This window comes from Blastococcus sp. SYSU D01042 (genome assembly GCF_054050515.1).
Window position 1 is genome coordinate 167,733 of the sequence record NZ_JBJGZM010000001.1, and the last position, 22,948, is coordinate 190,680.

Sequence of the window (22,948 nt, forward strand, 5' to 3'; positions counted from 1 at the left end):
GCGCCGCCGGCCCTCCCGGCGCGCGGGCCGCTGCCCTACGGTGCCGGCGTGGCGACCTGGGACGACGTGGCGCGGACCTGCCTCGCACTGCCCGGCACCAGCGAGGGCGTGTCGCGCGGCTGGCGGCAGTGGAAGGTGGGCGACAAGGCGTTCGTCTGGGAGCGACCGCTGGGCAGGAAGGACGTCGCCGAGCTGGGGGCGGGCGCCCCGACCGGGCCGGTCGTGGCCGCCTACGTCCCGGACGAGGGTGCCAAGGCGGCGCTGATCGCCGAGGAGCCAGAGCTGTACTTCACGACCTCGCACTTCGACGGCTACCCCACCGTGCTGTGCCGGCTGGACCTGCTCGGTCCGCAGGACCTGGCCGAGCTCGCGGCCGAGGCGTGGGCGTGCCGGGCGCCCCGCCGGCTGCTGGCACAGCACCCGCTCCCCGGAGCGCCCGGCGGCTGAGGACTCAGCCCCGGGCCGGGACGATCCGCTCGATGACGTCGGGAGGCATCAGCCCGGCCTTCCCGAAGCGCCGGGCGGCCTCCACGAACTGCGGCGCGCAGGCCCCCAGGTCGGCGAGCATCTCCCGGGCGGCGTCCTCCCGGCCGGCCAGGGCGGCGACGACCGCCCGCCACAGCAGCTGGTCCGGTTCGGTCGCGGCGTCCATCGGCCGCAGCAGCTCCAGCTCGCGGTCGGCCGTGACGGGGTCGCCGTCGATGGCGAGCTGGAAGGCACGGACCACGTCCTGGTAGCGGGCACGGGTGACCAGCAGCTCGGTGAGGTCCTCGATCGGCTCGGCGGAGTCGTCCACCCGCAGGTCGACCACCATGTCGTGCCACGGGCGGCCGGTGGTGGTCGCGCGGATCACCATGATCGCCGCGGATCGCCGGCCGCGGAAGTCGCCGCCGGCCTCCTCCCCCGCCTGCAGCGCGCTGAGCAGCCGCTGCGCCATCGGGCCGCCGGAGCTCTCGAAACGCTCGACCATCGACTCCCACACCACCTCGGAGGCGGCCATGTTCGCCAGCGCCACGCAGGTGTCCCCGGCGACGTGGCCGGCCGCGTCGACGCACTGCGCGCCGGTGTAGGCCGCGAGGTCCCCGTTCACCCCCAGGACGGCGACCTGCCGGCGCTCGGGCTGGGGGTCGACGCTGCTCAGCGCGGTGAGCACCTCCTGCGCGGTGAAGCCGCCCCGCAGCAGGTCCAGCCCGACCGCGCCGTACATCGGCTCGGCCATCGACTGGGTGGCGATCACGCCGTGACCGGGCAGGGCGAAGGGCACGCTGTTGCCGACGGCGAAGGCCTGGGACTGGGTGGCCACGCCCATCTCCCCGGTCTCGGGGTCGCGGGCGACGATCGAGTAGGTCACCGTTCCGGGCTGCCCGCGTCGGCGGGTCGGACAAACACCGAACCCCTGGCGCGCGCCGCCGCGGAGCGGTAGGGAGGGCCCATGCGCCCGCCGTCCGCGAAGGTCCTGCCGGTCCTCGCGCTCCCGGTCCTGGCCGTCTCCGTCCTGGCCGGCTGCGGAGGTGACGACGCCGACCGGCAGGACGGGGCCGCGACCAGCACCCCCGCGACGACCTCCGACAAGAGCGCGCCGAAGTCCACGGACCCCACCACCTCGCCCTCCCCCGGCGCGACGGGCTCCCCCGGCGCCGCGAGCCCCGGGCAGGTGCCGCGCCCGGCGCCGGGGACCTGCGAGCCGGTGGCGGAGTCCGCCGACGGCCGGTACGTCGTCGCCGACGTCGGGGAGATCGAGCTGCGCATGGAGGGCGGCAGCGTGCGGCTGAACGTCTCGTCCACGGGCGGGTGGGGCACCCGGGTCAACAGCGACGACGACGGCGCCGAGGTCGAGTTCCGGCGGGGCGAGGAGGAGCTGGACTTCGAGGCCGACCTGGAGGGCGGGCGCGTCGTCCTGCAGGTCTGCGACGACGACGACTGAGCGCGCCGCTCAGGCGCGGACCGGCTCCATGGCCTCGGCGAGCAGCTCGACCGAGCGCAGCCGGCCCTCCACCGAGGAGGACTGGTGGGCGATGATCAGCTCGTCGGCGTCGGCCAGCTGCCGGAAGTCCTCGACGTACGCGGCGAGCTGACCGGGGGCGCCGACGGCGGTGTGGGTGAGCATGCCCTCGACGTGGTGCCCGGCTCCCTGGGCGAGCAGCTGGTCGGCCTGCTCGTCGGTGAGCGACTGCCCGCGGCCGAACAGGCCGATGGCCAGGTTGCGCTTGACCGCCTGCAGCTGCTCGCGGGCGGCGTCCTCGGTGTCGGCGGCGACGACGTTCATGCCGGCGATGACGTGTGGGCGGTCGAGCTGCTCGGAGGGCTTGAACTCGCGGCGGTAGGCCTCGACGGCGGGCTGCAGCATCTGCGGCGCGAAGTGCGAGGCGAAGGCGTAGGGCAGCCCGAGCGCCGCGGCGAGCGTGGCCCCGAACATCGAGGAGCCGAGGACGTAGAGCGGCAGCCGTGAGCCCTTGCCCGGGATGGCGTCGACGCCGGCGACCCGGGTCTCGCCGTTGAGGTAGCCCTGCAGCTCCAGCACGTCCTGCGGGAAGCGCTCGGCGGAGTTCGGGTTGCGGCGCAGCGCGTACATCGTGTTCTGGTCGCTGCCGGGCGCGCGGCCCAGGCCCAGGTCGATCCGGCCCGGGTACATCGCGTCGAGGGTGCCGAACTGCTCGGCGATGGTCAGCGGCGAGTGGTTCGGGAGCATGACGCCGCCGGCGCCGAGCCGGATGGTGCGCGTGTGCGCGCCCACGTGGGCGATGAGCACGCTGGTCGCCGACGACGCGATCCGCGGCATGTTGTGGTGCTCGGCGTACCAGACCCGCTCGTAGCCGTGCTCCTCCGCGCGCTGGGCGAGGGCGACGCTGGCCGCGATGCTCGTGGACGCGGTCTCGCCCCGGTTGATCGGCGCGAGGTCGAGGATGGACAGCGGGATGCGCATGAGGAGGTGCCTTTCACGTCGGTTGCCCAGGGCAACCGCGCGGCGGGCCGGCAGCTTCCCGAGGCCGGCGGCCCGCGATCGTCGCCGTTTCTTCCGGCGGCCGTCATCCCGTCGACACCTGCGGGGAGGAGTCTTTCGGCATGACGGCCAGCCTCTTCGTGACCGGTACCCCCGTGGTCTGGACCGGCCACGACCCCAGGGGCGCCGTGGCCTCCGGGTCCGACGTGGTGCACGCCGTCGCCCGGCCGGCGGTCGACGGGCTGGACTCCTCCGTCTGCGGCCAGCTGGTCGCCGCGACCGCCGAGCGGGACTGGCGGGCCGAGCCGGGCGCCACCCGGTGTGCCGAGTGCGCCCGGATCGCCGATCACGCGGGCGGCGGCGTCGCCCGGTAGCCGTTGACGGCGGCGTGCAGCCGTCGGGCCAGCCGCTCGAGGGGGCTGAGCGCCTCGCCGGCTGTCGGTGCGGGCGGCGGCAGGAGCACCCAGAGCAGCAGGTAGAGCAGGACGCCGCTGCCACCGACGAGGGTGAGGGCCACGAACCCCGCCCGCCAGAGGACGGCGTCGACCCCGCTGTAGTCGGCCAGCCCGCCGCAGACGCCGCCGGCCATCCGGTCGGTGCCGCTGCGGACGGCCCGGCGGGGCGCGGCCGGGGGCTCGGGGGTGGGCGTGGTGGACGCGTTCTCGGTCATGGCTCGAGCCTCCCGCCGCGCGAGCCGCCGGACCATCAGGTGACCCCCGGACCCGTCCCCCATCCGCCGGTCAGGGTGCCGCCGGGCCGCTGAGCGGCCGCGGACCCCGGCACGCCTCCGCGCGCGGACGTACCGTCGACGGGGTGACCGTCCTGCCCGCTCCGCCCGTGAGCCTCGACGACCGGTTCGCCCGCGCCCTGCCGGAGATGGCGCTGGCGTGGCGGGCCGAGGAGGCACCCGAGCCGCGGCTGCTGGCGCTGAACGAGCCGCTGGCGACCGAGCTCGGCCTCGACCCCGGGGCGCTGCGGCTGCCCGCGGGGCTGCAGCTGCTCGTCGGCACCGCTGTGCCCGACGGCGCGCGACCGGTCGCGCAGGCCTACTCGGGCCACCAGTTCGGCGGCTACTCCCCGCGGCTGGGTGACGGCCGGGCGCTGCTGCTGGGCGAGCTTGTCGACACCGCGGGCGAGGTGCGGGACCTGCACCTCAAGGGCTCGGGGCGGACGCCGTTCGCCCGCGGCGGGGACGGCCTGGCCGCCGTCGGCCCGATGCTCCGCGAGTACGTGGTCAGCGAGGCGATGCACGCCCTCGGCGTGCCGACCACCCGCGCGCTGGCCGTCGTCGCCACCGGCCGGGCCGTGCGGAGGGAGACGCTGCTGCCGGGCGCCGTCCTGGCCCGGGTGGCGAGCAGCCACCTGCGGGTCGGCAGCTTCCAGTACGCCCGCGCCACCGACGACGTCGACCTGCTGCGCCGGCTCGCCGACCTCGCGATCGAGCGGCATCACGCAGCCGCGGCCGGGGCGGAGAACCGCTACCTCGCGCTGTTCGAGGCGGTGGTCGCGGCGCAGGCGTCGCTGGTCGCCGGCTGGATGCTGGTCGGCTTCGTGCACGGCGTGATGAACACCGACAACATGACGATCTCCGGCGAGACCATCGACTACGGGCCGTGCGCGTTCATGGAGGCCTACGACCCGGACACGGTGTTCAGCTCCATCGACGAGGGCGGCCGCTACCGGTTGCGCAACCAGCCGCTGGCCGCCGAGTGGAACCTCGCCCGGCTCGCCGAGGCGCTGCTCCCCCTCCTGCACGAGGACACCGACCAGGCGATCGCGCTGGCCGTCGAGGCGCTGCAGGGCTTCCGCCCGCGCTACGACGCGGCGTGGGCGGAGGGGATGCGGGCCAAGCTGGGGCTGCCCGCCGGCACCGACGACGCCGTCGTCCTCGGGCTCGTGGACGACCTGCTGGAGCTGCTGCAGGCCGACCACGTCGACTGGACGTCGTTCTTCCGCCGGCTGGCCGGGGCCGCCCGCGGCGACGCCGAGCCGGTGCGGCTGCTCTTCCTCGACCTGGCCGGCGTCGACGCCTGGCTCGGGCGGTGGCGGGCGCTGGCTCCCGACGGCGACGCGATGGACCGCGTCAACCCGCTCTACATCCCGCGCAACCACCTGGTGGAGGAGGCGCTCGACGCGGCCGGCGCCGGGGAGATGGCGCCGTTCGACGAGCTGCTGACGGTGCTGGCCACCCCCTTCACCGAGCAGCCGGGCCGCGAGCGGTACGCCGACCCGGCTCCACGGGACTTCGGCGAGACCTTCCGCACCTTCTGCGGCACCTGACCCACCCGTACCCCCGATCGCGCCGCCCTCTGTTCCCGGGCGCGTCGCGGCAGGCAGACTGGCGGATCAGGGACGAGGAGCGCGTCGATCCGCCGATGAGGATGGGGGCCGGCGCAGGGGCTGCGCGGCAGCACCCGGCGGACGAGGGCAGGAGGACGGCGATGGCGGGCGCGACCACCCTGGCCGATCCACGCCGCCCGGAGCCGGACGCCGCCGCGGCCACCGAGCCGGCCGCCAGGGACCACTTCCGCGCCGACATCCAGGGCCTGCGTGCCGTGGCCGTCGGCCTGGTCGTCGCCGCGCACGTCACCGGGTGGCCCGCGGGCGGGTTCATCGGGGTCGACGTCTTCTTCGTCATCTCGGGCTTCCTGATCACCGGCCTGCTGGTGCGCGAGCGCGCGCGGGTCGGGCGCATCTCCTTCCGCGGCTTCTACGCGCGGCGCGCGCGCCGGCTCCTACCCGCGGCGCTGGTCACGCTGGCGGCGACGATCGCCGCGGCCTACTACGTGTTCCTGCAGGGGCGCTTCCAGGAGACGGTCACCGACGTCGTCTGGGCGGCCCTGTTCAGCGCGAACATCAACTTCGCCCGGCAGGGCACCGACTACTTCGAGCTGACCGCGGCGCCCTCGATGGTGCAGCACTTCTGGTCGCTGGCCGTCGAGGAGCAGTTCTACCTGGTCTGGCCGGCGCTGATCCTGCTGGCGTTCGCCGTCCCGCTCGCGCGCGGCCGGCACCGGCCGGCCGGGCAGGGGGACGGCGCCCGTCGCACGCTGCTGCTGTGGCTCGTGCTCGGGGCGGTCACCGCGGCGTCGTTCGCCTGGTCGCTGCACGCCACCGCCGCCTCGCCCGCCACGGCGTACTTCTCCACGTTCACCCGCGCCTGGGAGCTGGGCGTGGGCGCGCTGGTCGCGGTGTCGCTGACCCAGCTCGACCGGCTGCCCGCCCCGCTGCGCGCCGCGCTCGCCTGGGCCGGGCTGGCCGTCGTCCTCGCGTCCGCCCTCCTCATCGACGAGCGGACCCCCTTCCCCGGCAGCGCCGCGGCGCTGCCGGTGCTGGGCACCGCGCTCCTCCTGGCCTGGGGCAGCGCACCCGGCGGGCCCGGCACCCGGTGGGCGCTGGGCAGCGCCCCGGCCGGCTTCCTCGGGGCGATCTCCTACTCGCTGTACCTGTGGCACTGGCCGGTGCTGGTCGTCGCCGGCGTGCTGCTGACGCCGGACTCGGCGCTGTTCTACGCCGCCGCGCTCGCCGTCTCGCTGGTGCTGGCGACGGTGTCCTACTACTGCATCGAGCAGCCGGTGCTGCACACGACCTGGCTGCTGCCGGGTCGGGCCGTCGGGCACGACCGGGCGCGGGGGGTGTTCCGGCGGGCCCGCGCGGTCGGCCTGGGCGCCGCCGTCGTCGCGGCGGCCGTCGCCGTGGCCGTGGTCGTCGTGCCGCGGGAGAGCGACGGGACCGCGCAGGTCGAGGCGGCCCGGGCCGCGGCCGCGGCGAACGACGTCGCCGCTGCCGAGGGCGGTCCGTCCCTGACCCCGCTGCAGCAGGAGATCCAGGCCGCGACGCTGGCGACGGAGTGGCCCGAGGACCTGACGCCGGGCTTCGACGCACTGCCCGGCTACCTCACCGAGATGTGGGCCGAGGGCTGCCTGCTGACCGGCCCGTCGAACGTCGACGAGTGCCGCTACGGCGACCCGGGCGCCACCCGGTCCGTGGCGGTGCTCGGCGACTCGTTCGCCGCTTCCTGGCTGCCCTCGCTGCGGGAGTCGCTCGTGCCGCAGGGGTGGGCGGTGCAGAGCCTGACGCTCGGGCTGTGCCCCAACATCGCGGCGCCGGTCTTCTTCGAGGACCAGCCCTACGACGAGTGCGCGGAGCACCGCGAGTGGGCCATCGGCTACATCCTGGAGCAGCAGCCGGACGTGGTCGTGCTGAGCCACTCGTGGCGTGCGGCGCTCGAGCGCGGGGCGGACAAGGCGACCGTGTACCGCGAGGGCCTCGCCTCGGTCGTCGAGCGCGTGCAGGCCTCGGGGGCCGAGGTCGTGCTGCTCGGCGCCCCGCCGGGGTCGGCGAGCCTGCAGGACTGCCCGACCAGCCTCAACGGGCCGGGGGACTGCCTGCGCGGGCCATCGGAGACCTTCGCCGAGCAGGTGGCCAGCGAGCAGGCCGTCGCCGCCGAGACCGGCGCCCGGTCGATCGACCCCGGGGCGTGGTTCTGCATCAACGGCCTGTGCCCGTCGTTCGTCGGCTCGACGCCGGTGTACGCCGACGGGCTGCACATGACCGCCGAGTTCTCCCGGCTGATCGGCCCCGAGGTGGGGGCGGCGGTCGTCGGGCCCTGAGGCCTCAGCGGCGTCCTCCGACCACGACCTTCACGACGTCCGCGATGAACCCGCGGGGGTCTGTCCGGGCGACGTGGGCCAGGCAGTCCAGCTGCTTGGCGAACGGCCGTCCCTGAGCGTCGGTCACCGACCGCCACCCGTTGCCGCCGCACGCCTGGACGTCCTTCGGCGGGTTCGCCGGGGGCGCCGGCCGAGGCGGCGGCGGGTTCTTCGCCGCGTAGGTGACGCACTGCGACTGCTTCTGGAACGGACGCCCCTGCGCGTCGGTGTAGGTCCGCCACCCGTCGCCGTTGCAGGCCTTCGGGTTGGGCGGCGGGTTCACGCCACCCGGAGTGGGATCGCAGAGGTCACCGAGGCCGTCCTTGTCCTTGTCGGCCTGGTCGGCGTTCGCCACGTCGCGGCAGTTGTCGCGGGAGTCCGGGACGCCGTCCCTGTCGGCGTCCGGGCCGTTCGGCGTGGTGTCGCAGGCGTCGCCCACCCCGTCCCCGTCCGTATCGGCCTGGTTCGCGTTGCCGACCGCCACGCAGTTGTCCCGCGAGTCCGGCACACCGTCCTCGTCCCCGTCGGGGCCGTTCGGCGTCGTGTCGCACGCGTCCCCGACACCGTCCCCGTCCGCGTCGGCCTGGTTCGGGTTGGCCACCGCGGCGCAGTTGTCGCTGCCGTTGTCCTCCCCGTCCCCATCGGTGTCCCCGGTGGGCGTCGTGTCGCACGCGTCCCCGACCCCGTCGCCGTCGGTGTCGGCCTGGTTCGGGTTGGCCACCGCAGCGCAGTTGCCGCTGCCGTTGTCCTCCCCGTCCCCATCGGTGTCCCCCGTGGGCGTGGAGTCGCACGCGTCGCCCACCCCGTCGCCGTCGCCGTCGGCCTGGTTCGCGTTGGCCACCGCAGCGCAGTTGTCGCTGCCGTTGTCCTCCCCGTCCCCATCGGTGTCCCCCATGGGCGTGGAGTCGCACGCGTCGCCCACCCCGTCACCGTCGCCGTCGGCCTGGTCCGGGTTCGCGACGAGGTCGCAGTTGTCGGGGGCGTCGCCCACCCCGTCGCCGTCGGAGTCCGTCAGCGGGTCGCACGCGTCACCCACGCCGTCGCGATCCGTGTCCGCCTGCCCCGAGTTCGCAGCCTCGACGCAGTTGTCCCGGACGTCGGGCACGCCGTCGGCGTCGCCGTCGGGGCCGTTCGGCGTCGAGTCGCAGGCATCCCCGGTGCCGTCACCGTCCGAGTCGGTCTGCGCGCCGTTCGCCACGTCCGGGCAGTTGTCCGTGAGGTTGTCGACCTGGTCCCCGTCGGTGTCGCCGTTCGGCGTCGGGTCGCACACGTCGCCGTAGAAATCCCGGTCGGCGTTCGCCTGGTCCGCGTTGGCCTGCGCGGGGCAGTTGTCACCGATATCGGGCACGCCGTCGCCGTCACCGTCGAGAGCGACGACCTCGATGACACCGATGAAAGGGCCGACGCTGAAACCGCCGCAGTTCGTCGTGCGGTCGGAGGCGTAGAAGTCCTGCTGCTTCGGGCCGAAGATCGTGTACTCGCGGAAATCGATGCAGACGTTCGTGCCGGCCGGGATCAAGGTGTTCGTCGTCGAGGTGACCTGCCCCCTCAGGGAGACCTGGGCGTAGTCGGCGCGCGCGGAACCGATGAAGAAGAAGTCGATGTTCCCGGCGACGAGGCCGTCCGGGCACTGGAAGGCGAACGTTCCCGTTCCCGCGGTGCTCCCCGAGGTGCCGAGCCCGGTCGCGGTGACCGATACCGGGACCCCGTCGTAGTCGAAGCGATCACCACCCGGGGCGCCGCAGTACACCGCGCCGGTCCCTTCGGCGGTGGCCGACTCCCCCGCCGCGGCCTCGGCCGCCGGCGCGAACGGGCCGACGGTGACGTAGACCGCGGCCAGCAAGGTGAACAGGGCGACGAGAGCAGCCCTCGACCGGTGCGACATGACCCCTCCACGACGACATACGGTGCGCCTACGAGCGGGTCACGCCCTTGCTCAATCCCCGCGACGATCGTTTCCCCCGGCGACCGGAAAGCACGGGGAGTGGAGCACGCGCGCCGCAAGATCGGTAGAGCCGTTCCAGGCGACTCCCATTCATCGACCATTTTTCCGAGGGAGCGGGCGGCGAGAATGGCGTGCGCTCACGGGACGAGATGTGTCGGCAACGGCGCGTGAGCACACGACCGGCGAGTGGGACCCCCGGGGAGTGGGCAGGGCCGCTGTCGTGGACCGCTGCGATGTGCTGATCGTCGGAGCCGGCAACGCCGGCATCTCCCTGGCCGCCAAGCTGCTGCGCGACGGCGTCCGCGGGGTGACGGTCGTGGCCGCGCAGCCCGTGCACCGCTACAAGCCGCTGCTCAACTACGTGGCCGGCGGCGAGGCGGCGATGGCCGACCTCGAGCACCCCATGGCCGACGTCGTCCCCGACGGGTGCACCTGGATCCGGGACAGCGTCGAGGCGGTCGACCCGGACGCCCGGACGGTCCGGACGCGTTCGGGGCGCACGCTGCACTGGTCGACCCTCGTCCTCTGCCCTGGCCTGGAGGAGGACTGGGACGCGACGCCGGGGCTGCGGGCCGCTTACGCCGACGGCTGGGCGGCGTCGTCCTACGTGCCGGGCAGCACGCCGACGGTCTGGCCGCGGCTGTCGTCGCTGCGCGCGGGCTCGGTCCTGTTCACCGTGCCGCCGGAGCCGGCGTCGTGCGGGCCGACGGCGCTCAAGCCGCTCTTCATGGCCTGCGACCGGTGGCGGCGGGCGGGCGTCCTGGGTGACCTCGACGTGCGGCTGGTCCTCCCCGAGGCCACGGCGACGGGGGTGCCGGCGGCGGACGCGGTGCTGGACCGCGCCTTCGAGTCCTACGGCATCGAGGTGCTGAGGGAGACCCGCATCGATCGCGTCGACCCGGACGCGCACGGCGTCACGCTCGCGTCGGGCACCGGCCGCCGGGTGCTCGAGGACGTCGCCTTCGCGCACGCCGTGCCGCACTACCGGGCGCCGCGCTGGATCGCCGGATCCGGGCTGGCCGACGCCGCGGGTCTGGTGGACGTCGATCCGGGGACGCTGCGCTCCCGCGGGCACGACGCGATCTGGGCCATCGGCGACGCCGCCGCCGTCGCGACGCGCCCCTCGGGCGGTGCGCTGCGCAAGCAGGTCACGGTGCTGAGCGCCAACCTGGCCGCGGCCGCTGAGGGGAAGGAGCTGCAGAGGTACGACGGCTACACGGTCATGCCGATCACCGTGGGCCGGCGCACGCTGATGCTCGACGAGGTCGACCGCGACGGCCGGCCCAGCCCGTCCGTGCCGTTCCTCGACCCCTTCAAGCCGCGGCGCACCACCTGGTTCTTCGACCGGTACGTGCTGCCGCAGATCTACTTCCGCCGGATCCTCCGCGGCCGCGTCTGACCGGCCACCGTCCGCCGGGGCGGCATACTCGCAGCGCTTCCGGAGCGCGCGCTCCACCGCGTCGACGCCCCGAGGTGAGCTTGCCGTGTGCCCGGACACCCCACCGGCCGGTCGGTCCGCGGCCGGCCGGCGCGCCTTCCTGCTGATGGCCGCGGCCGGCCTGGTCACCGCCTGCGCGCCGTCGGCCGACCCGGTGGCCCGCCCGCAGTCGCGCACCACCGGTACCGGTGCCGCGCCGAGCAGCGGCCCGCCGGTCGCGCCGACGGCTCCGCCGCCGAGCACGCCGGTGGTCCCGACCCGTGAGGACGTCGTCGCCCGGTACGCGGGCGTCGCGCCCACGGCCTTCGGGCTCGACGTGCCCGGGGTGGTGAACCGGCTGCCGACCGTCGCGCGGGTGGTCGCCCTGACCTTCGACGCGTGCGGCGGTGCCCGTGGCAGCGGGTACGACGAGGCGCTGATCGGGACGCTGCGGACGACGGGCACGCCGGCCACGCTGTTCCTCAACCAGCGCTGGGTCCTCGCCCACCCCGACCTCACCGCGCAGCTGGCCGCCGATCCGCTGTTCGAGCTGGCCAACCACGGCACCACCCATCTGCCGCTGTCCGTGCGCGGCGCCGCCGCCTACGCGATCCCCGGCACGGCGGGACCGGGCGAGGTGTTCGACGAGATCACCGGCAACCGGCGGACGCTGACCGAGGCGACCGGGTCGGCGCCACGGTTCTTCCGCTCCGGCACGGCGCACTACGACGACGTCGCGGTGCGCATCGCCCGCGACGTGGGCGAGACGGTCGTGAACTTCGACGTCAACGGCGACGCGGGCGCCACCTTCGGCCCGCAGGAGGTGGCGGCCGCACTGCGGTCGGTCTCCCCCGGCTCGATCGTCATCGGCCACATGAACCAGCCCACCGGCGGCACCGCCGCCGGTGTCGCGGCCGCGCTCCCCCGGCTCACCGCCGACGGGTACCGGTTCGTGCGGTTGTCGGAGCACCTGTAGAGCAGCTGCACGAGGGGTTCCGCTCACGGCGCCCGGGGTCGATAGTCGCTGACGTCCCGCGCCGGCCGACGGAGACGGAGAGACCAGTGGACGAACCAGGCACGGCGGCGGTGCCCGCACTGCCCTCGTACGCCAGCGGGACGTCGTCCCTGCCGCTGCTGGGCGACACCATCGGGGCGAACCTCGACCGCACCGCGGCGCGCGTGGGTGACCACGAGGCCCTGGTGGAGTGCGCGACCGGGCGGCGCTGGACCTACCCGCAGCTGGTCGCCGAGGTCGACGCGGTCGCCCTCGGGTTGCACGCCCTGGGCGTCGGGAAGGGCGACCGGGTCGGCATCTGGGCACCGAACTGCGCTGAGTGGGCGTTCGTCCAGTACGGCACCGCCAAGCTGGGCGCGATCCTCGTGAACATCAACCCGGCGTACCGCACGCACGAGCTGTCCTACGTGCTGCAGCAGGCCGGCATCTCCGTGCTGGTGTCCGCGCCGGAGTTCAGGACGAGCGACTACCGCGCGATGGTGGCCGAGGTCCGGGGCGAGTGCCCCGACCTGCGCGAGGTCCTCTTCCTGGGCGACCCGCGGTGGCAGGAGCTGCTGGACGCCGGCCGGGCCGCTGACCGGGACCTGCTGGCGCGCCGCGAGGCGGAGCTGTCCGCCGACGACCCGATCAACATCCAGTACACCTCGGGGACGACGGGCTTCCCGAAGGGTGCCACGCTCACCCACCACAACCTGCTCAACAACGGCTTCTTCGTCGGGGAGGGCTGCGGCTACACCGAGGCCGACCGGATCTGCGTCCCCGTCCCCTACTACCACTGCTTCGGCATGGGCATGGGCAACCTGGCGGCCACCTCCCACGGCGCCACCGTCGTCATCCCCGCGCCCGGCTTCGACCCCGCGCTGACGCTGCGGGCCGTGCAGGAGGAGCGCTGCACCTCGCTGTACGGCGTCCCGACCATGTTCATCGCCGAGCTGGCGCTCCCGGACTTCGCCGACTACGACCTCTCCACCCTGCGCACCGGGATCATGGCCGGCTCGCCCTGCCCGGTGGAGGTCATGAAGCGGGTGGTCAGCGAGATGGGCATGACGGAGGTGACCATCTGCTACGGCATGACCGAGACCTCACCGGTGTCCACGCAGACCGGTGCCGACGACGACCTCGACCGCCGCACCTCCACGGTCGGGCGGGTGCACCCGCACCTCGAGGTCAAGGTGGTCGACCCGGCCACCGGGCTCACGGTGCCCCGCGGCGAGCCGGGCGAGTTCTGCACCCGCGGCTACTCGGTGATGCTCGGCTACTGGGACGAGCCGGAGAAGACCGCCGACGTCATCGACCGCGCCCGCTGGATGCACACCGGCGACCTGGCCGTCATGGATGCCGACGGCTACCTCAACATCGTCGGCCGGATCAAGGACATGGTCATCCGCGGTGGCGAGAACGTGTACCCGCGGGAGATCGAGGAGTTCCTCTACACGCACCCCGACGTCGTCGACGCCCAGGTCATCGGCGTACCCGACGAGCGGTACGGCGAGGAGCTGATGGCCTGGGTCCGGCTCCGCGAGGGAGCCGAACCGCTCACCGCCGAGGCGCTCCGGCAGTACTGCGCCGGCCGGCTCGCCCACTACAAGGTGCCGCGGTACGTCAAGGTCGTGGACGACTTCCCGATGACCGTGACCGGGAAGATCCGCAAGGTCGAGATGCGCCAGACGTCCATCGAGGAGCTCGGGCTGCAGGACGCCGCCGCCATCCGCAACGCCTGACGCGACTGCTCGACGATCAGCCCTTGGCCGCCTTCTTCGCGGCCTTGGCCTTGCCGGCCTTCCCCTTGCCCTTCTCCGGCTTGGCCTTCCCCGGCTTGCCCTTGCCCGCCTTGCCCTTCCCCTTGCCGCCCACCCGGGTGCTCTCGTCGGAGGCGGGCTCGCCGACCTCGATCCGCACCGTCCTGCCCGCGCGCCGCACGGCCGGACGGGCCGGGCCCTCGCCCCCGACCGCGGACCGGAAACCTGCACCGGCCCGGAACACGGGGACCACCGACGGGCCCACCTGGACCGGCTCCCCGGTCCGCGGGTTCCGGCCGGTGCGCGCCGCCCGCTCCCGGCGCTCGAAGGTCCCGAATCCCGTGAGAGCCACCCGCTCGCCGCGAGCGACGCCGCCCTCGATCTCCGCCAGGACCCCGTTCACGGCGGCCACGGCCGCTGCACGGTCCCCGCCGAGGCGCTCGGTCATCCTGGTGATCAGCTCGGACTTGTTCATGGCCGCACTCTCCCAGGAACGGCGAGGTCAGCGGCATCCCCGTCAGACGTTGAAGCGGAACTCCACGACGTCGCCGTCGGCCATGACGTACTCCTTGCCCTCCATGCGGACCCAGCCCTTCGACTTCGCCTCGGCCATGGAGCCGGCCTCGACCAGCTGGTCGAAGGAGACGATCTCGGCCTTGATGAACCCGCGCTGGAAGTCGGTGTGGATGACACCGGCGGCCTGCGGTGCGGTGGCGCCGACCGGGATGGTCCAGGCGCGCGCCTCCTTGGGGCCCGCGGTCAGGTAGGTCTGCAGGCCGAGGGTGCGGAAGCCGACCTTGGCGAGCTGGTCGAGGCCCGGCTCGCTCTGGCCGATCGACTCCAGCAGCTCGGCGGCCTCCTCGGCGGGCAGCTCGACGAGCTCGGACTCGGTCTGCGCGTCGAGGAAGATGGCCTCGGCCGGGGCCACCAGCCCGCGCAGCTCGTCGAGCATCTCGCTGTTGGCCAGCTCGTCGGCGTCGACGTTGAAGACGTACAGGAACGGCTTGGTGGTCATCAGGCCGAGCTCGCGCAGCGGCGTCGGGTCGATGCCGGCGGCGAAGAGGGTCCTCCCCTCGTTCAGCACCTGCTGCGCCTCGACCGCGGCCTTGTGCAGCTCGGCGCGCTCCTTGTCCTTGCGCATCTCCTTCTCGAGGCGCGGGACCGCCTTCTCCAGCGTCTGGAGGTCGGCGAGGAGGAGCTCGGTGTTGATCGTCTCGATGTCGTCGGCCGGGCTGACCTTGCCGTCGACGTGCACCACGTCGGGGTCGGTGAAGACCCGGATGACCTGGCAGATCGCGTCGCTCTCGCGGATGTTGGCGAGGAACTTGTTGCCCAGGCCGGCGCCCTCGCTGGCGCCGCGCACGATGCCGGCGATGTCCACGAAGGAGACCGTCGCCGGGATGATCTTCTGCGAGCCGAACAGCTCGGCCAGCTTCCCGAGCCGGGGGTCGGGCACGCCCACGACGCCGACGTTGGGCTCGATCGTCGCGAACGGGTAGTTCGCCGCGAGCACGTCGTTCTTGGTCAGGGCGTTGAAGAGGGTCGACTTGCCGACGTTGGGCAGGCCGACGATCCCGATGGTGAGGCTCACGGCTGTCGAGGTTACGTGCCGCCGCTGCGCCGTCCGGAGGCCGCGGGCGGCCCACCCGTCCGGATGAGGCCGGCGCTCCAGTTCACCGGCCGACCTGCCGACGACGGGGTTGACCGCTCGAAGGGGACGCGCCATGGGGAAGACCCGTACCGACGCCGAGCAGCAGATCGCCGAGCTGCTGCGGACGGCGAAGAAGTCGCTGCGCCTGTCCGTGGCGTTCCTGTCCCGGCTCGACGGCACCACCCAGCACCTCGAGGTGGTCGAGTCCTCGGTCCCCGTCCTGTTCCAGGAGGGCGTGACGCAGGTCCAGGAGACGACGCTGTGCCAGGCCATCCTGGACAAGGAGCTGCCGGCGGTCATCCCGAACCTCAAGGACTTCCCGCGGGCGATGGCCCTGCCGGCGGCGAAGATCCCGCACATCCGCAGCTACGTCTCCGTGCCGGTGACCCTGTCCGACGGGTCGCTGTACGGAACGTTCTGCGCAGCCGGACTCACTGCCGACAAGGACCTGACCAAGCGCGACAAGGCGCTGATGGACGTCCTCGCCTCGGCCGCCTCGGTGATCATCGAGCCGCAGGTGAGGGAGAACGAGCGGCGGTCGGAGATCGAGCAGCGGCTCGGCCCCGTCATGGCCGCCGGTGGACCGGTGGTCGCGCTGCAGCCGATCATCGACCTGGCGACGGGCGTGCGTGTCGGGTCGGAGGCGCTCAGCCGCTTCCCCGCCGAGTGGGAGAAGGCCCCGGACGTCGTGTTCGAGGAGGCGCACAGCATCGGGCGCGGCGACCACCTGGAGCTGCTGGCCCTGCGCCGCGCGGCGGCGCACCTCGAGTCCGTGGACGGCTACGTCGCCATGAACGTCTCCCCCGGCACGCTGCTCACGCCCGCGTGCAGCGAGCTGCTCGCGGAGCTGCCCGTGGAACGGGTGCTGCTCGAGCTCTCGGAGCACGACCAGGTGGACGACTACGACGCGATCGCCGCGGTGCTCGCGCCGTTCCGCGCCGCGGGGCTGGGGCTGGCCATCGACGACGTCGGTGCCGGGTTCTCCTCCCTGCGCCACATCGTGGTCACCGCACCCGACGTCATCAAGATCGACCGGAGCCTGGTGAGCGGGCTGGACAGCGACGCGGTGCGCACCGTCCTCATCCGCTCGCTCGTCGACTTCGCGGCGGGTCTGCGGGCACGGGTCGTCGCCGAAGGCATCGAGACCGCCGACGAGGCGGCCGTCCTCCGCACGCTCGGCGTCGACTACGGGCAGGGGTGGTTCTTCGGCCGTCCCGCTGTTCCCGAGCCGGCCCTCACCGCGGGCATCCCGGCGCAGCGAGGAGTGCTCACGGCCGACCGGCACGACGGAGCCGCGCTCGTCTGACGCTCAGGCAGGGACCAGGAACGGTTGCGGCAGCCGGATCTCGCTGCCGTCGGGGCGCCAGGTGCGCCATCGTCCGTCGGGTTGTCGTTCGACGCGGAAGCCGGAGTGGACCTTGGTGTGGTGGCGTTCGCACAGCAGCGCCGAGTTGACCAGCGACGTGTCGCCGTCGTCGATCCAGTGCAGGAGGTGGTGCACGTCGCACCAGTGGCTGGGCGCATCACAACCGGCGAAGACGCACGTGCGGTCGCGCACCTCGACGGCGCGGCGCAGGTGCGGCGGGACCACCCGGTGCGTCCGGCCGACGTCGAGCGGTTGTCCGTCGGGGCCGATGACGATGCGGGTGAGGTTGCCGTCGCAGGCCAGCCAGCGGGCGCGGGCGGCGGAGATGACCCCGCCGAACCCGGTGCGACCGGCGCCTGCGCCGGCGGTCGAGGTGTCCACGAGGTCGTCGAGGTCGATGGTGACCGCGACGTGCGGCTTGACGGTCCGCATCGTGGGGAGCGTGCCGGAGGCCAGGGCGTTGTCGGCGAGCTGCACGAGGGCGTCGGCGGACTGCTGGCCGCGGCTGCGGGTGTCCCCGGCGGGACGCGACGCCTGCCGGATCGCTTCGATCGCGGCGAGCACCTTCTCCCCGCCGATCGCGTCGAGGACGAACCGGCCGGTGATCGCACCGTTGCTGTCGCGGGCGGTGACCAGGCTGCGGAACTCGGTGGGGTCGGGCTCGGTGCCGTCGGGGTCGAGCCGGGCCAGGTAGTGCCCGACGACCTGCCGCAGCTCGACGTGCGGCCGGGTCGCAGCCACCTTGGTGAGCGCGGCGTCGACCGCGCCGACGTCCACGCCCTGCTCCTCGGCCCGGGCCAGGTTCTCCGCCGACGTCACCGGCGCGATGACGCCCACCGCCTCCGCCGTCACACCCCCGGCCGCAGCGGCCGCAGCGAGAGCCGGCAGCTGCTCCAGCGCCCGCCCGTTGCGCACCAGCCGGCTCGCCGCGCTCGCGCTCAGCCGGTGGTGCCCGCGCAGCCACGACGCCATCGACGCCTTGCCGTCGTGCTCAGCGGAGCCGGCCACCTCGCACTGCCGCACCGTCCGCGCCACCTCGGCGGCCAGCCGGTTCGCCGCGATGAGCAACGGACCCAGTCGCTCGAGCAGGGCCGCGCCGAACTGGCCGTCCAGCCGCTCGCCGGCCAGCGCGTCGAGGGCCTCGGCCAGCTCGTTCACAACACCTCCACCGGTTCGATCAGGTGTTCGAAGTCTACCGCGATCGAGCACGCCGCACCCCATGAATCCGCAGCTCAGACACCCGTCCACAGGTCGCTGAGGACGCTTGACAGCCCGCCGCTGCGGGCCGGAGGCTCCGCGAGAGCGAACAGAGCAACCGGAGGTCCGCATGCCGGAGAGCCCCTGGGCGCAGCAGGCCCACGACGTCCGCTTCGACTGGGGTGCGACCGGTGCGGCGGCGCTGCACACCGACGACGGCCCGCTCGTCGTCGTCGACGTCCTCTCCTTCACCACGTCGGTGTCGGTGGCCGTCGAGCGGGGCACCGCCGTCCTCCCCGTGGCCTGGTGCGACGCCCGCGCGGAGACGCTGGCCCGCGACAGGGACGCGCGGCTGGCGGTGGGCCGCCGCGACGTGACGCCGGACCACCCGTGGTCGCTGTCGCCGGCCGCCCTGCGCGCGGCGCCCGCACCCGGGCGCCTGGTCCTCCCCTCGCCGAACGGCTCCGCCATCGCCGCCGCCGCGGGCGGGGGCACGGTCGTGGCCGCCTGCCTGCGCAACGCCTCCGCCGTCGCCGGGTGGCTGGAGGGCGGATCGCCGGTCACCGTGATCGCCGCCGGTGAGCGCTGGCCCGACGGCACGCTCCGCCCGGCGCTGGAGGACCTGCTCGGCGCCGGCGCCGTCATCGCCGCGCTGCTGGAGCGCACCGGGGTCAGGCCGTCCCCCGAGGCCGCGGCTGCCGCGGCGGCGTTCCAGGCGACCCGCTCGGTCCCCGACGCCGTCCGCGGCTGCGCCTCCGGGATCGAGCTCACGGCGAGCGGCTTCGCCGCCGATGTCGAGATCGCCGTCGAGGTGGACCGCAGCCGGGTCGTGCCCGTCCTCCGCGACGGGGCCTTCAGCGCCTGACCGCTCAGCGCCCGGGTGCGGGCAGCAGCCCCCGCTCCACCGCGACGAGCACCGCCCGCGTGCGGTCGTCGACGCCCAGCTTCGCGAACACCCGCAGCAGGTGCGTCTTCACCGTCGCCTCGCCGATGAACAGCTCCCGCCCGATGTCGGCGTTGGTCAGCCCGCGGGCCACACCGGCCAGCACCTCCAGCTCGCGAGCGGTCGGCGCGTCCGCCGCCGGGGCCCGCATCCGCGACACCAGCCGGGCGGCCACCGGCGGCGCGAGCACCGTCTCCCCGCGCGCGGCGGCGCGGACGGCGTCGGCCAGCTGCGGCAGCGGGGTGTCCTTGAGCAGGTAGCCGGTCGCGCCCGCCTCCACCGCCCGCACGATGTCGGCGTCGGTGTCATAGGTGGTCAGCACCAGCACCCGCACGCCCGGGTGGTCCGCGGCGAGCCGGCCGGTCGCCGTGGCGCCGTCCATGCGCGGCATGCGCAGGTCCATCAGGACGACGTCCGGCGCCAGCGCCGCGGCCATCGCCAGCGCCTCCAGCCCGTCCCCCGCCTCGCCGACGACGTCGATGTCCGGCTGCGCGGCCAGCCAGCCGACCACACCGCCGCGGACGACCGGGTGGTCATCCACCACCAGCACCCTGATCACTGGGCCGGCACCCGCACGGTCACGCGGGTCCCCTCCCCCGGGGCCGAGCGGACGTCGACGGCGCCGCCGACCTCCTCCGCCCGGTCGCGCAGTCCGGCCAGCCCCACGCCCGCGGAGACCGCGGGGTCGAACCCCACGCCGTCGTCCTCCACGTGCACCGACACCTGCGCGTCCTCCCCGGCGCCCACCCGGCTCAGCCGCAGCACCACGGCGGTGGCCGAGGCGTGCCGGCGCACGTTGGCCAGCGCCTCCTGTGCCCCGCGGAGCAGCACGATCTCCTCCGCGCGGCTGAGCGCGGGGCCGCCTCCGCCCAGCGCCGCGGTGTCCACGCGCGTGGCGACGCCGGTCTCCCGACGGAACCGCTCGGCCAGCCGCTGCAGGGCCTCGACCAGGCTCGCGGAGTCCAGCGCGACCGGCGCAAAGGCGGCCACCATCGCCCGCGCCTCGGCGAGGTTCTCCCGCGCGACCTCCTCGATGACGGCCAGCCGCTCGGCGGCGGTCGCGGGCTCCCCCGGCAGCGCGGCGGCCGCGGTCTGGGCCAGCACCACGATGCTCGTGTAGCCCTGCGCCAGGGTGTCGTGCACCTCGCGGGCCAGCCGCTCCCGCTCGGCGACCATCCCCTGCTGGTGGTGCAGCAGGGCCAGCTCCGCGCGGGTCGACTCGAGCTCGCGGATCAGATCCGCCCGCTGCTCGCTGTGCGCGAGCACGCTGGTCACCCAGGCGCCCATCGCGAGGCTGAACCCGAGCCCCACGAACGTCTGCAGGTCGAAGGGTTCGGTGCCCTGCGCCCAGTGCACCACCGGGCCGAGGGTCGCGGCCGCGCCCAGGGCCAGCGTCCACAGCACCCCGCGCCGCAGGTCCGCCACCATGAACCAGACCTGCGGGAACGCCAGGAACAGCAGGAAGAGCAGCTCCGGCAGGATCCACGCCAGGACGGCTACCACGGCCACGAGGACGCCGAGGTACCAGGCGGCCCGCCGGTGGTCCCGCCGCACGAGCGCCGGCCCGCCCACCGTCGCGTAGGCCAGCGCCAGGACCGCGAGGGCGGTGAGCAGCACGGCCTCGCGCGCCCCGGACTCCTCGATGACGGCGTCCACCGCGGCGACGACGACCAGCACCGCCAGCACGACGTGGTGCACGACCAGGGTCACCTGCCAGCCGCGCTCGGACAGCGGCCGGCCGCCGCCGTCCCCCGGTGCGGGGACGGCGGCGGCGTCGGCGAAGGAGGACGTCATCCCTCGCCCCGGCGCCAGCGGAACGTGCGCACGCAGACCATGACGCCGATGATCACCCATGCGGCAAGCACCAGGGCGATCCTTCCGTGCTCCCATCCCCCCGCGATCTCGAACGCCCCGGCCTCCTCGGGCAGGAACGCCGACCGCATCCCCTGGGTCATCCACTTCAGCGGGAACAGCGCCGCGGCCTGCTGCATCCACCCGGGCAGCTCCAGGAAGCCGAAGAAGACGCCGGAGAAGAACTGCAGCACGATCGCGAGCGCCGAGATGGCGGTGGCGGTGGCGGTGGCGCTGCCGGGCAGCGCGGAGGCGGCGATGCCGAGCACCGTGCCGGCCAGCGCCCCGAGGGCGGCCACCCAGAGGAACGTCAGCCAGTGCGCCGCGTCGGCCGGCATCGGGACGTCGAATCCGTAGCGCGCGACCGGCAGCAGCAGCGCGAGCTGCACCCCCGCCGTCACGAGCACCTGCCCGGCCTTGCCGGCGAAGTAGGCGACCGGCGGCGTGCCGAGCAGCTGCAGCCGCTCCAGCTGCCCGCTCTCCCGCTCGTGCGCGACCGCCGTGCCGACAGCCTGGAAGCTGGTGAGCATGATCCCGGTCGCCGCGATGCCGGCCAGGAAGTACTGGGCGAACGGGATGCCGCCCGGCCGGTCCTCGTCGCCGAGGATCGAGGCGAAGATCAGCAGCATGACCAGCGGGTAGGCGAAGGCGAACACCACCTGCTGCCGCTCGCGGGAGAACAACCGGAGCTCCAGGCCGACCCGGGAGACGGCGATGCGGGCGGCCGACGGGGGTGCGGGACGGGTCGGGGTCAGGACGGCGGTCATCGGGAGGCTCCTTCGGGGGTCGGGACGGCGCCGACGAGCCGGAGGTAGACGTCCTCCAGGCCCGGACGGGTGACGGTGAGGCCGGGGACCTCGGCCTGCGCGGCGAGCAGGTCCCGCAGCACCGCGGCGGGCGCCTCGGTGCGCACGGACCGCCGGGCGCCGGCCTCCAGCCAGCTCACCGTCGACTCGCGGCGCAGCGCGGCGCCCAGCTCATCGGGCGGCGCCACGTCGACCAGCCGGCCACCGGAGATCACCCCCACCCGGTCGGCGAGCTCGGCGGCCTCGTCGAGGTAGTGGGTGGTGAGCAGGATCGTCGTGCCGTCGGCGCGCAGGTCGCGGATCAGCTGCCAGAACTGCCGGCGCGCGACCGGGTCCATGCCGGTGGTGGGCTCGTCGAGGAACAGCAGCTCCGGGTGGCCCTGCACCCCGAGGGCGACGGCGAGCCGGCGGCGCTGCCCGCCGGAGAGGCGCTCCACCCGCACGGCAGCGGACTCCGCCAGCCCGACCGCGGCCAGCAGCTCGTCGGTCGGGCGGCGCGCGCCGTGGTAGCCGGCGAAGTGGTCGAGGGTCTCCCGCACCGTGAGCGCCGGGCCCGCGCCCTCGCCCTGGCTGACCACGCCGATCCGGTCCCGCCAGCCGCGGCCGGCCACCGCCGGGTCCGCCCCGAGGACGTCGACCAGCCCGCCCTCGCGGGGTCGCACGCCCTCGAGGATCTCGATCGTCGTCGTCTTGCCGGCGCCATTGGGCCCCAGCAGCGCGAAGCACTCGCCGCGCCGCACGTCCAGGTCCAGCCCGTCGAGCACCCGGCGTCCGCCGTACCGCTTGGTCAGGCCGCGCACGGTCACCGCGGCGTGGTCGGGTCCGCTGCTCACGAGGAGCGGCGCGAGCTCTGCAGTGGTCATGCACCGAGCCTGTCGGCGCCGCCGCCGTCGCGGCACCGCCGAAGCGCTGGTCCTCCCGTCCACCGACCGGTGGACCGGCCGACCTCATGGCGGCGGGCGGAGCGCCTCCTCGTCGAACTGCGGCCGCGCCACCGATGCGGCCAGGTACGTCGGGGCCAGCAGGCAGTAGCTGTCGGTCAGCAGCTCCTCGACCTCGGCCCAGTCGACGTCGTCGGCCAGGTGCAGCCCGACCTCGTCGCCCCGCCAGGGCGCGGCGAAGAACGGCGGGCCGGTCCGGCGCAGGGTCTCCAGCTCCAGGCCCGACGACCGGAACAGCAGCACCGGGCACGGGCCGGCGGTGCCCGCGGCGCGCGCGTGCGACTGCGGACGGCCGTCCTCGATGGTGAGCAGGTGGGCGAAGGTCCGGCTCCGGACGCGCCACCGCACGCCGACCCAGGCCGGCTCCTCGAGGGTCTCCGGCAGCGCGAGCGCGACCGCCCGCACGCCGGCGAGGAACGCAACGTGCATCTCCACCTCCCGGGTCGGACCCGTCGTCAGAGTGGACGACGGGTCCGACAGCGGG

The 22,948-nt window shown here is 74.4% G+C and carries 22 protein-coding genes; 10 read left to right on the forward strand and 12 right to left on the reverse strand.

All coding sequences use genetic code 11. The features are described 5' to 3' along the window. Nucleotides 1-48 precede the first annotated feature (48 nt). Entirely contained in the window at nt 49-447 is a 399-nt protein-coding gene (locus tag ACI79H_RS00855) for an MmcQ/YjbR family DNA-binding protein (RefSeq protein ID WP_456552475.1), read from the forward strand. 4 nt (nt 448-451) lie between these two features. Here ACI79H_RS00855 and ACI79H_RS00860 read toward each other — a convergent pair whose 3' ends face one another. Next, nucleotides 452-1,351, reverse strand: a complete 900-nt coding sequence (locus ACI79H_RS00860) for a DUF1028 domain-containing protein (RefSeq protein WP_456552476.1) — start codon at nt 1,349-1,351, stop codon at nt 452-454. An 81-nt stretch (nt 1,352-1,432) separates the two neighbouring features. On the opposite strand from ACI79H_RS00860, the gene ACI79H_RS00865 reads away from it, so the two are divergent. Beyond that, nucleotides 1,433-1,924, forward strand: coding sequence for a hypothetical protein (locus ACI79H_RS00865; RefSeq protein WP_456552477.1), 492 nt, complete (start codon nt 1,433-1,435; stop codon nt 1,922-1,924). Between the two features lie 9 nt (nt 1,925-1,933). Here ACI79H_RS00865 and ACI79H_RS00870 read toward each other — a convergent pair whose 3' ends face one another. After that, a complete protein-coding gene (locus ACI79H_RS00870; RefSeq protein ID WP_456552478.1) occupies nt 1,934-2,923 on the reverse strand; it encodes an LLM class flavin-dependent oxidoreductase in 990 nt (329 codons plus the stop codon). 140 nt (nt 2,924-3,063) lie between these two features. Here ACI79H_RS00870 and ACI79H_RS00875 point away from each other — a divergent pair, with 140 nt between their 5' ends. Then, nucleotides 3,064-3,315 (forward strand): hypothetical protein, encoded by a 252-nt coding sequence (locus ACI79H_RS00875; protein ID WP_456552479.1) that lies wholly within the window; start codon nt 3,064-3,066, stop codon nt 3,313-3,315. On the opposite strand, the gene ACI79H_RS00880 is transcribed toward ACI79H_RS00875, so the two are convergent. After that, a complete protein-coding gene (locus ACI79H_RS00880) occupies nt 3,288-3,611 on the reverse strand; it encodes a PspC domain-containing protein (protein WP_456552480.1) in 324 nt (107 codons plus the stop codon). The two genes, ACI79H_RS00875 and ACI79H_RS00880, sit on opposite strands and share 28 nt — an antisense overlap. Before the next feature lie 143 nt (nt 3,612-3,754). Between ACI79H_RS00880 and ACI79H_RS00885 the strand changes: the two genes are divergently transcribed. Both ACI79H_RS00885 and ACI79H_RS00890 read left to right on the forward strand, forming a co-directional pair. After that, nucleotides 3,755-5,221: a protein adenylyltransferase SelO gene (locus ACI79H_RS00885; RefSeq protein ID WP_456552481.1), complete on the forward strand. Its 1,467-nt coding sequence runs from the start codon at nt 3,755-3,757 to the stop codon at nt 5,219-5,221. Between the two features lie 161 nt (nt 5,222-5,382). Then, on the forward strand, nt 5,383-7,554 hold the full coding sequence (locus ACI79H_RS00890) for an acyltransferase family protein (RefSeq protein WP_456552482.1): 2,172 nt from the start codon (nt 5,383-5,385) through the stop codon (nt 7,552-7,554). Between the two features lie 4 nt (nt 7,555-7,558). Here ACI79H_RS00890 and ACI79H_RS00895 read toward each other — a convergent pair whose 3' ends face one another. Next, a complete protein-coding gene (locus tag ACI79H_RS00895; RefSeq protein ID WP_456552483.1) occupies nt 7,559-9,478 on the reverse strand; it encodes a thrombospondin type 3 repeat-containing protein in 1,920 nt (639 codons plus the stop codon). A 280-nt stretch (nt 9,479-9,758) separates the two neighbouring features. Here ACI79H_RS00895 and ACI79H_RS00900 point away from each other — a divergent pair, with 280 nt between their 5' ends. The 3 genes from ACI79H_RS00900 to ACI79H_RS00910 all read left to right on the forward strand — a co-directional run bounded on the left by ACI79H_RS00900 (nt 9,759) and on the right by ACI79H_RS00910 (nt 13,691). Then, nucleotides 9,759-10,937 (forward strand): NAD(P)/FAD-dependent oxidoreductase, encoded by a 1,179-nt coding sequence (locus tag ACI79H_RS00900; protein WP_456552484.1) that lies wholly within the window; start codon nt 9,759-9,761, stop codon nt 10,935-10,937. Between the two features lie 85 nt (nt 10,938-11,022). Beyond that, entirely contained in the window at nt 11,023-11,931 is a 909-nt protein-coding gene (locus ACI79H_RS00905; RefSeq protein WP_456552485.1) for a polysaccharide deacetylase family protein, read from the forward strand. 86 nt (nt 11,932-12,017) lie between these two features. Beyond that, entirely contained in the window at nt 12,018-13,691 is a 1,674-nt protein-coding gene (locus ACI79H_RS00910) for an AMP-binding protein (protein ID WP_456552486.1), read from the forward strand. Nucleotides 13,692-13,707: 16 nt separating this feature from the next. Here ACI79H_RS00910 and ACI79H_RS00915 read toward each other — a convergent pair whose 3' ends face one another. Both ACI79H_RS00915 and ychF read right to left on the reverse strand, forming a co-directional pair. After that, the gene (locus ACI79H_RS00915) at nt 13,708-14,184 is read right to left on the reverse strand and encodes an HU family DNA-binding protein (RefSeq protein WP_456552487.1); all 477 of its coding nucleotides are present in this window, start codon (nt 14,182-14,184) and stop codon (nt 13,708-13,710) included. Between the two features lie 42 nt (nt 14,185-14,226). Then, a complete protein-coding gene (gene ychF / locus ACI79H_RS00920) occupies nt 14,227-15,300 on the reverse strand; it encodes a redox-regulated ATPase YchF (protein WP_456552488.1) in 1,074 nt (357 codons plus the stop codon). A gap of 133 nt (nt 15,301-15,433) precedes the next feature. Between ychF and ACI79H_RS00925 the strand changes: the two genes are divergently transcribed. Then, entirely contained in the window at nt 15,434-16,666 is a 1,233-nt protein-coding gene (locus ACI79H_RS00925) for an EAL domain-containing protein (RefSeq protein WP_456552489.1), read from the forward strand. A gap of 3 nt (nt 16,667-16,669) precedes the next feature. Here the strand turns inward: ACI79H_RS00925 and ACI79H_RS00930 are convergent, their stop codons facing one another. Beyond that, nucleotides 16,670-17,884 (reverse strand): DUF222 domain-containing protein, encoded by a 1,215-nt coding sequence (locus ACI79H_RS00930; RefSeq protein WP_456552490.1) that lies wholly within the window; start codon nt 17,882-17,884, stop codon nt 16,670-16,672. A 169-nt stretch (nt 17,885-18,053) separates the two neighbouring features. On the opposite strand from ACI79H_RS00930, the gene ACI79H_RS00935 reads away from it, so the two are divergent. Next, nucleotides 18,054-18,788 (forward strand): 2-phosphosulfolactate phosphatase, encoded by a 735-nt coding sequence (locus tag ACI79H_RS00935; RefSeq protein WP_456552491.1) that lies wholly within the window; start codon nt 18,054-18,056, stop codon nt 18,786-18,788. Between the two features lie 4 nt (nt 18,789-18,792). On the opposite strand, the gene ACI79H_RS00940 is transcribed toward ACI79H_RS00935, so the two are convergent. From ACI79H_RS00940 to ACI79H_RS00960, 5 genes are all read right to left on the reverse strand, one after another. Beyond that, the gene (locus tag ACI79H_RS00940) at nt 18,793-19,407 is read right to left on the reverse strand and encodes a response regulator (protein ID WP_456552492.1); all 615 of its coding nucleotides are present in this window, start codon (nt 19,405-19,407) and stop codon (nt 18,793-18,795) included. A gap of 14 nt (nt 19,408-19,421) precedes the next feature. Next, nucleotides 19,422-20,660 carry a sensor histidine kinase gene (locus ACI79H_RS00945; RefSeq protein WP_456552493.1) on the reverse strand — a complete coding sequence of 413 codons (1,239 nt, stop codon included), beginning with the start codon at nt 20,658-20,660 and terminating at the stop codon, nt 19,422-19,424. Beyond that, nucleotides 20,657-21,484 carry an ABC transporter permease gene (locus ACI79H_RS00950; RefSeq protein ID WP_456552494.1) on the reverse strand — a complete coding sequence of 276 codons (828 nt, stop codon included), beginning with the start codon at nt 21,482-21,484 and terminating at the stop codon, nt 20,657-20,659. The genes ACI79H_RS00945 and ACI79H_RS00950 overlap by 4 nt, the downstream gene beginning before the upstream one ends. Next, nucleotides 21,481-22,386, reverse strand: coding sequence for an ABC transporter ATP-binding protein (locus ACI79H_RS00955; protein ID WP_456552495.1), 906 nt, complete (start codon nt 22,384-22,386; stop codon nt 21,481-21,483). Before ACI79H_RS00955 ends, ACI79H_RS00950 begins: the two co-directional genes overlap by 4 nt. An 84-nt stretch (nt 22,387-22,470) precedes the next feature. Next, nucleotides 22,471-22,893, reverse strand: a complete 423-nt coding sequence (locus ACI79H_RS00960; RefSeq protein ID WP_456552496.1) for an MmcQ/YjbR family DNA-binding protein — start codon at nt 22,891-22,893, stop codon at nt 22,471-22,473. Between the last annotated feature and the right edge of the window lie 55 nt (nt 22,894-22,948).

What these genes read in the sequence shown, in the direction of transcription:
- ACI79H_RS00865 (WP_456552477.1), top strand. Translation starts at nt 1,433, where the DNA reads ATGCGCCCGCCGTCCGCGAAGGTCCTGCCGGTCCTCGCGCTCCCGGTC.
- ACI79H_RS00870 (WP_456552478.1), bottom strand. Translation starts at nt 2,923, where the DNA reads ATGCGCATCCCGCTGTCCATCCTCGACCTCGCGCCGATCAACCGGGGC.
- ACI79H_RS00875 (WP_456552479.1), top strand. Translation starts at nt 3,064, where the DNA reads ATGACGGCCAGCCTCTTCGTGACCGGTACCCCCGTGGTCTGGACCGGC.
- ACI79H_RS00880 (WP_456552480.1), bottom strand. Translation starts at nt 3,611, where the DNA reads ATGACCGAGAACGCGTCCACCACGCCCACCCCCGAGCCCCCGGCCGCG.
- ACI79H_RS00890 (WP_456552482.1), top strand. Translation starts at nt 5,383, where the DNA reads ATGGCGGGCGCGACCACCCTGGCCGATCCACGCCGCCCGGAGCCGGAC.
- ACI79H_RS00895 (WP_456552483.1), bottom strand. Translation starts at nt 9,478, where the DNA reads ATGTCGCACCGGTCGAGGGCTGCTCTCGTCGCCCTGTTCACCTTGCTG.
- ACI79H_RS00915 (WP_456552487.1), bottom strand. Translation starts at nt 14,184, where the DNA reads ATGAACAAGTCCGAGCTGATCACCAGGATGACCGAGCGCCTCGGCGGG.
- ACI79H_RS00925 (WP_456552489.1), top strand. Translation starts at nt 15,434, where the DNA reads ATGGGGAAGACCCGTACCGACGCCGAGCAGCAGATCGCCGAGCTGCTG.
- ACI79H_RS00935 (WP_456552491.1), top strand. Translation starts at nt 18,054, where the DNA reads ATGCCGGAGAGCCCCTGGGCGCAGCAGGCCCACGACGTCCGCTTCGAC.
- ACI79H_RS00945 (WP_456552493.1), bottom strand. Translation starts at nt 20,660, where the DNA reads ATGACGTCCTCCTTCGCCGACGCCGCCGCCGTCCCCGCACCGGGGGAC.
- ACI79H_RS00950 (WP_456552494.1), bottom strand. Translation starts at nt 21,484, where the DNA reads ATGACCGCCGTCCTGACCCCGACCCGTCCCGCACCCCCGTCGGCCGCC.
- ACI79H_RS00955 (WP_456552495.1), bottom strand. Translation starts at nt 22,386, where the DNA reads ATGACCACTGCAGAGCTCGCGCCGCTCCTCGTGAGCAGCGGACCCGAC.
- ACI79H_RS00960 (WP_456552496.1), bottom strand. Translation starts at nt 22,893, where the DNA reads ATGCACGTTGCGTTCCTCGCCGGCGTGCGGGCGGTCGCGCTCGCGCTG.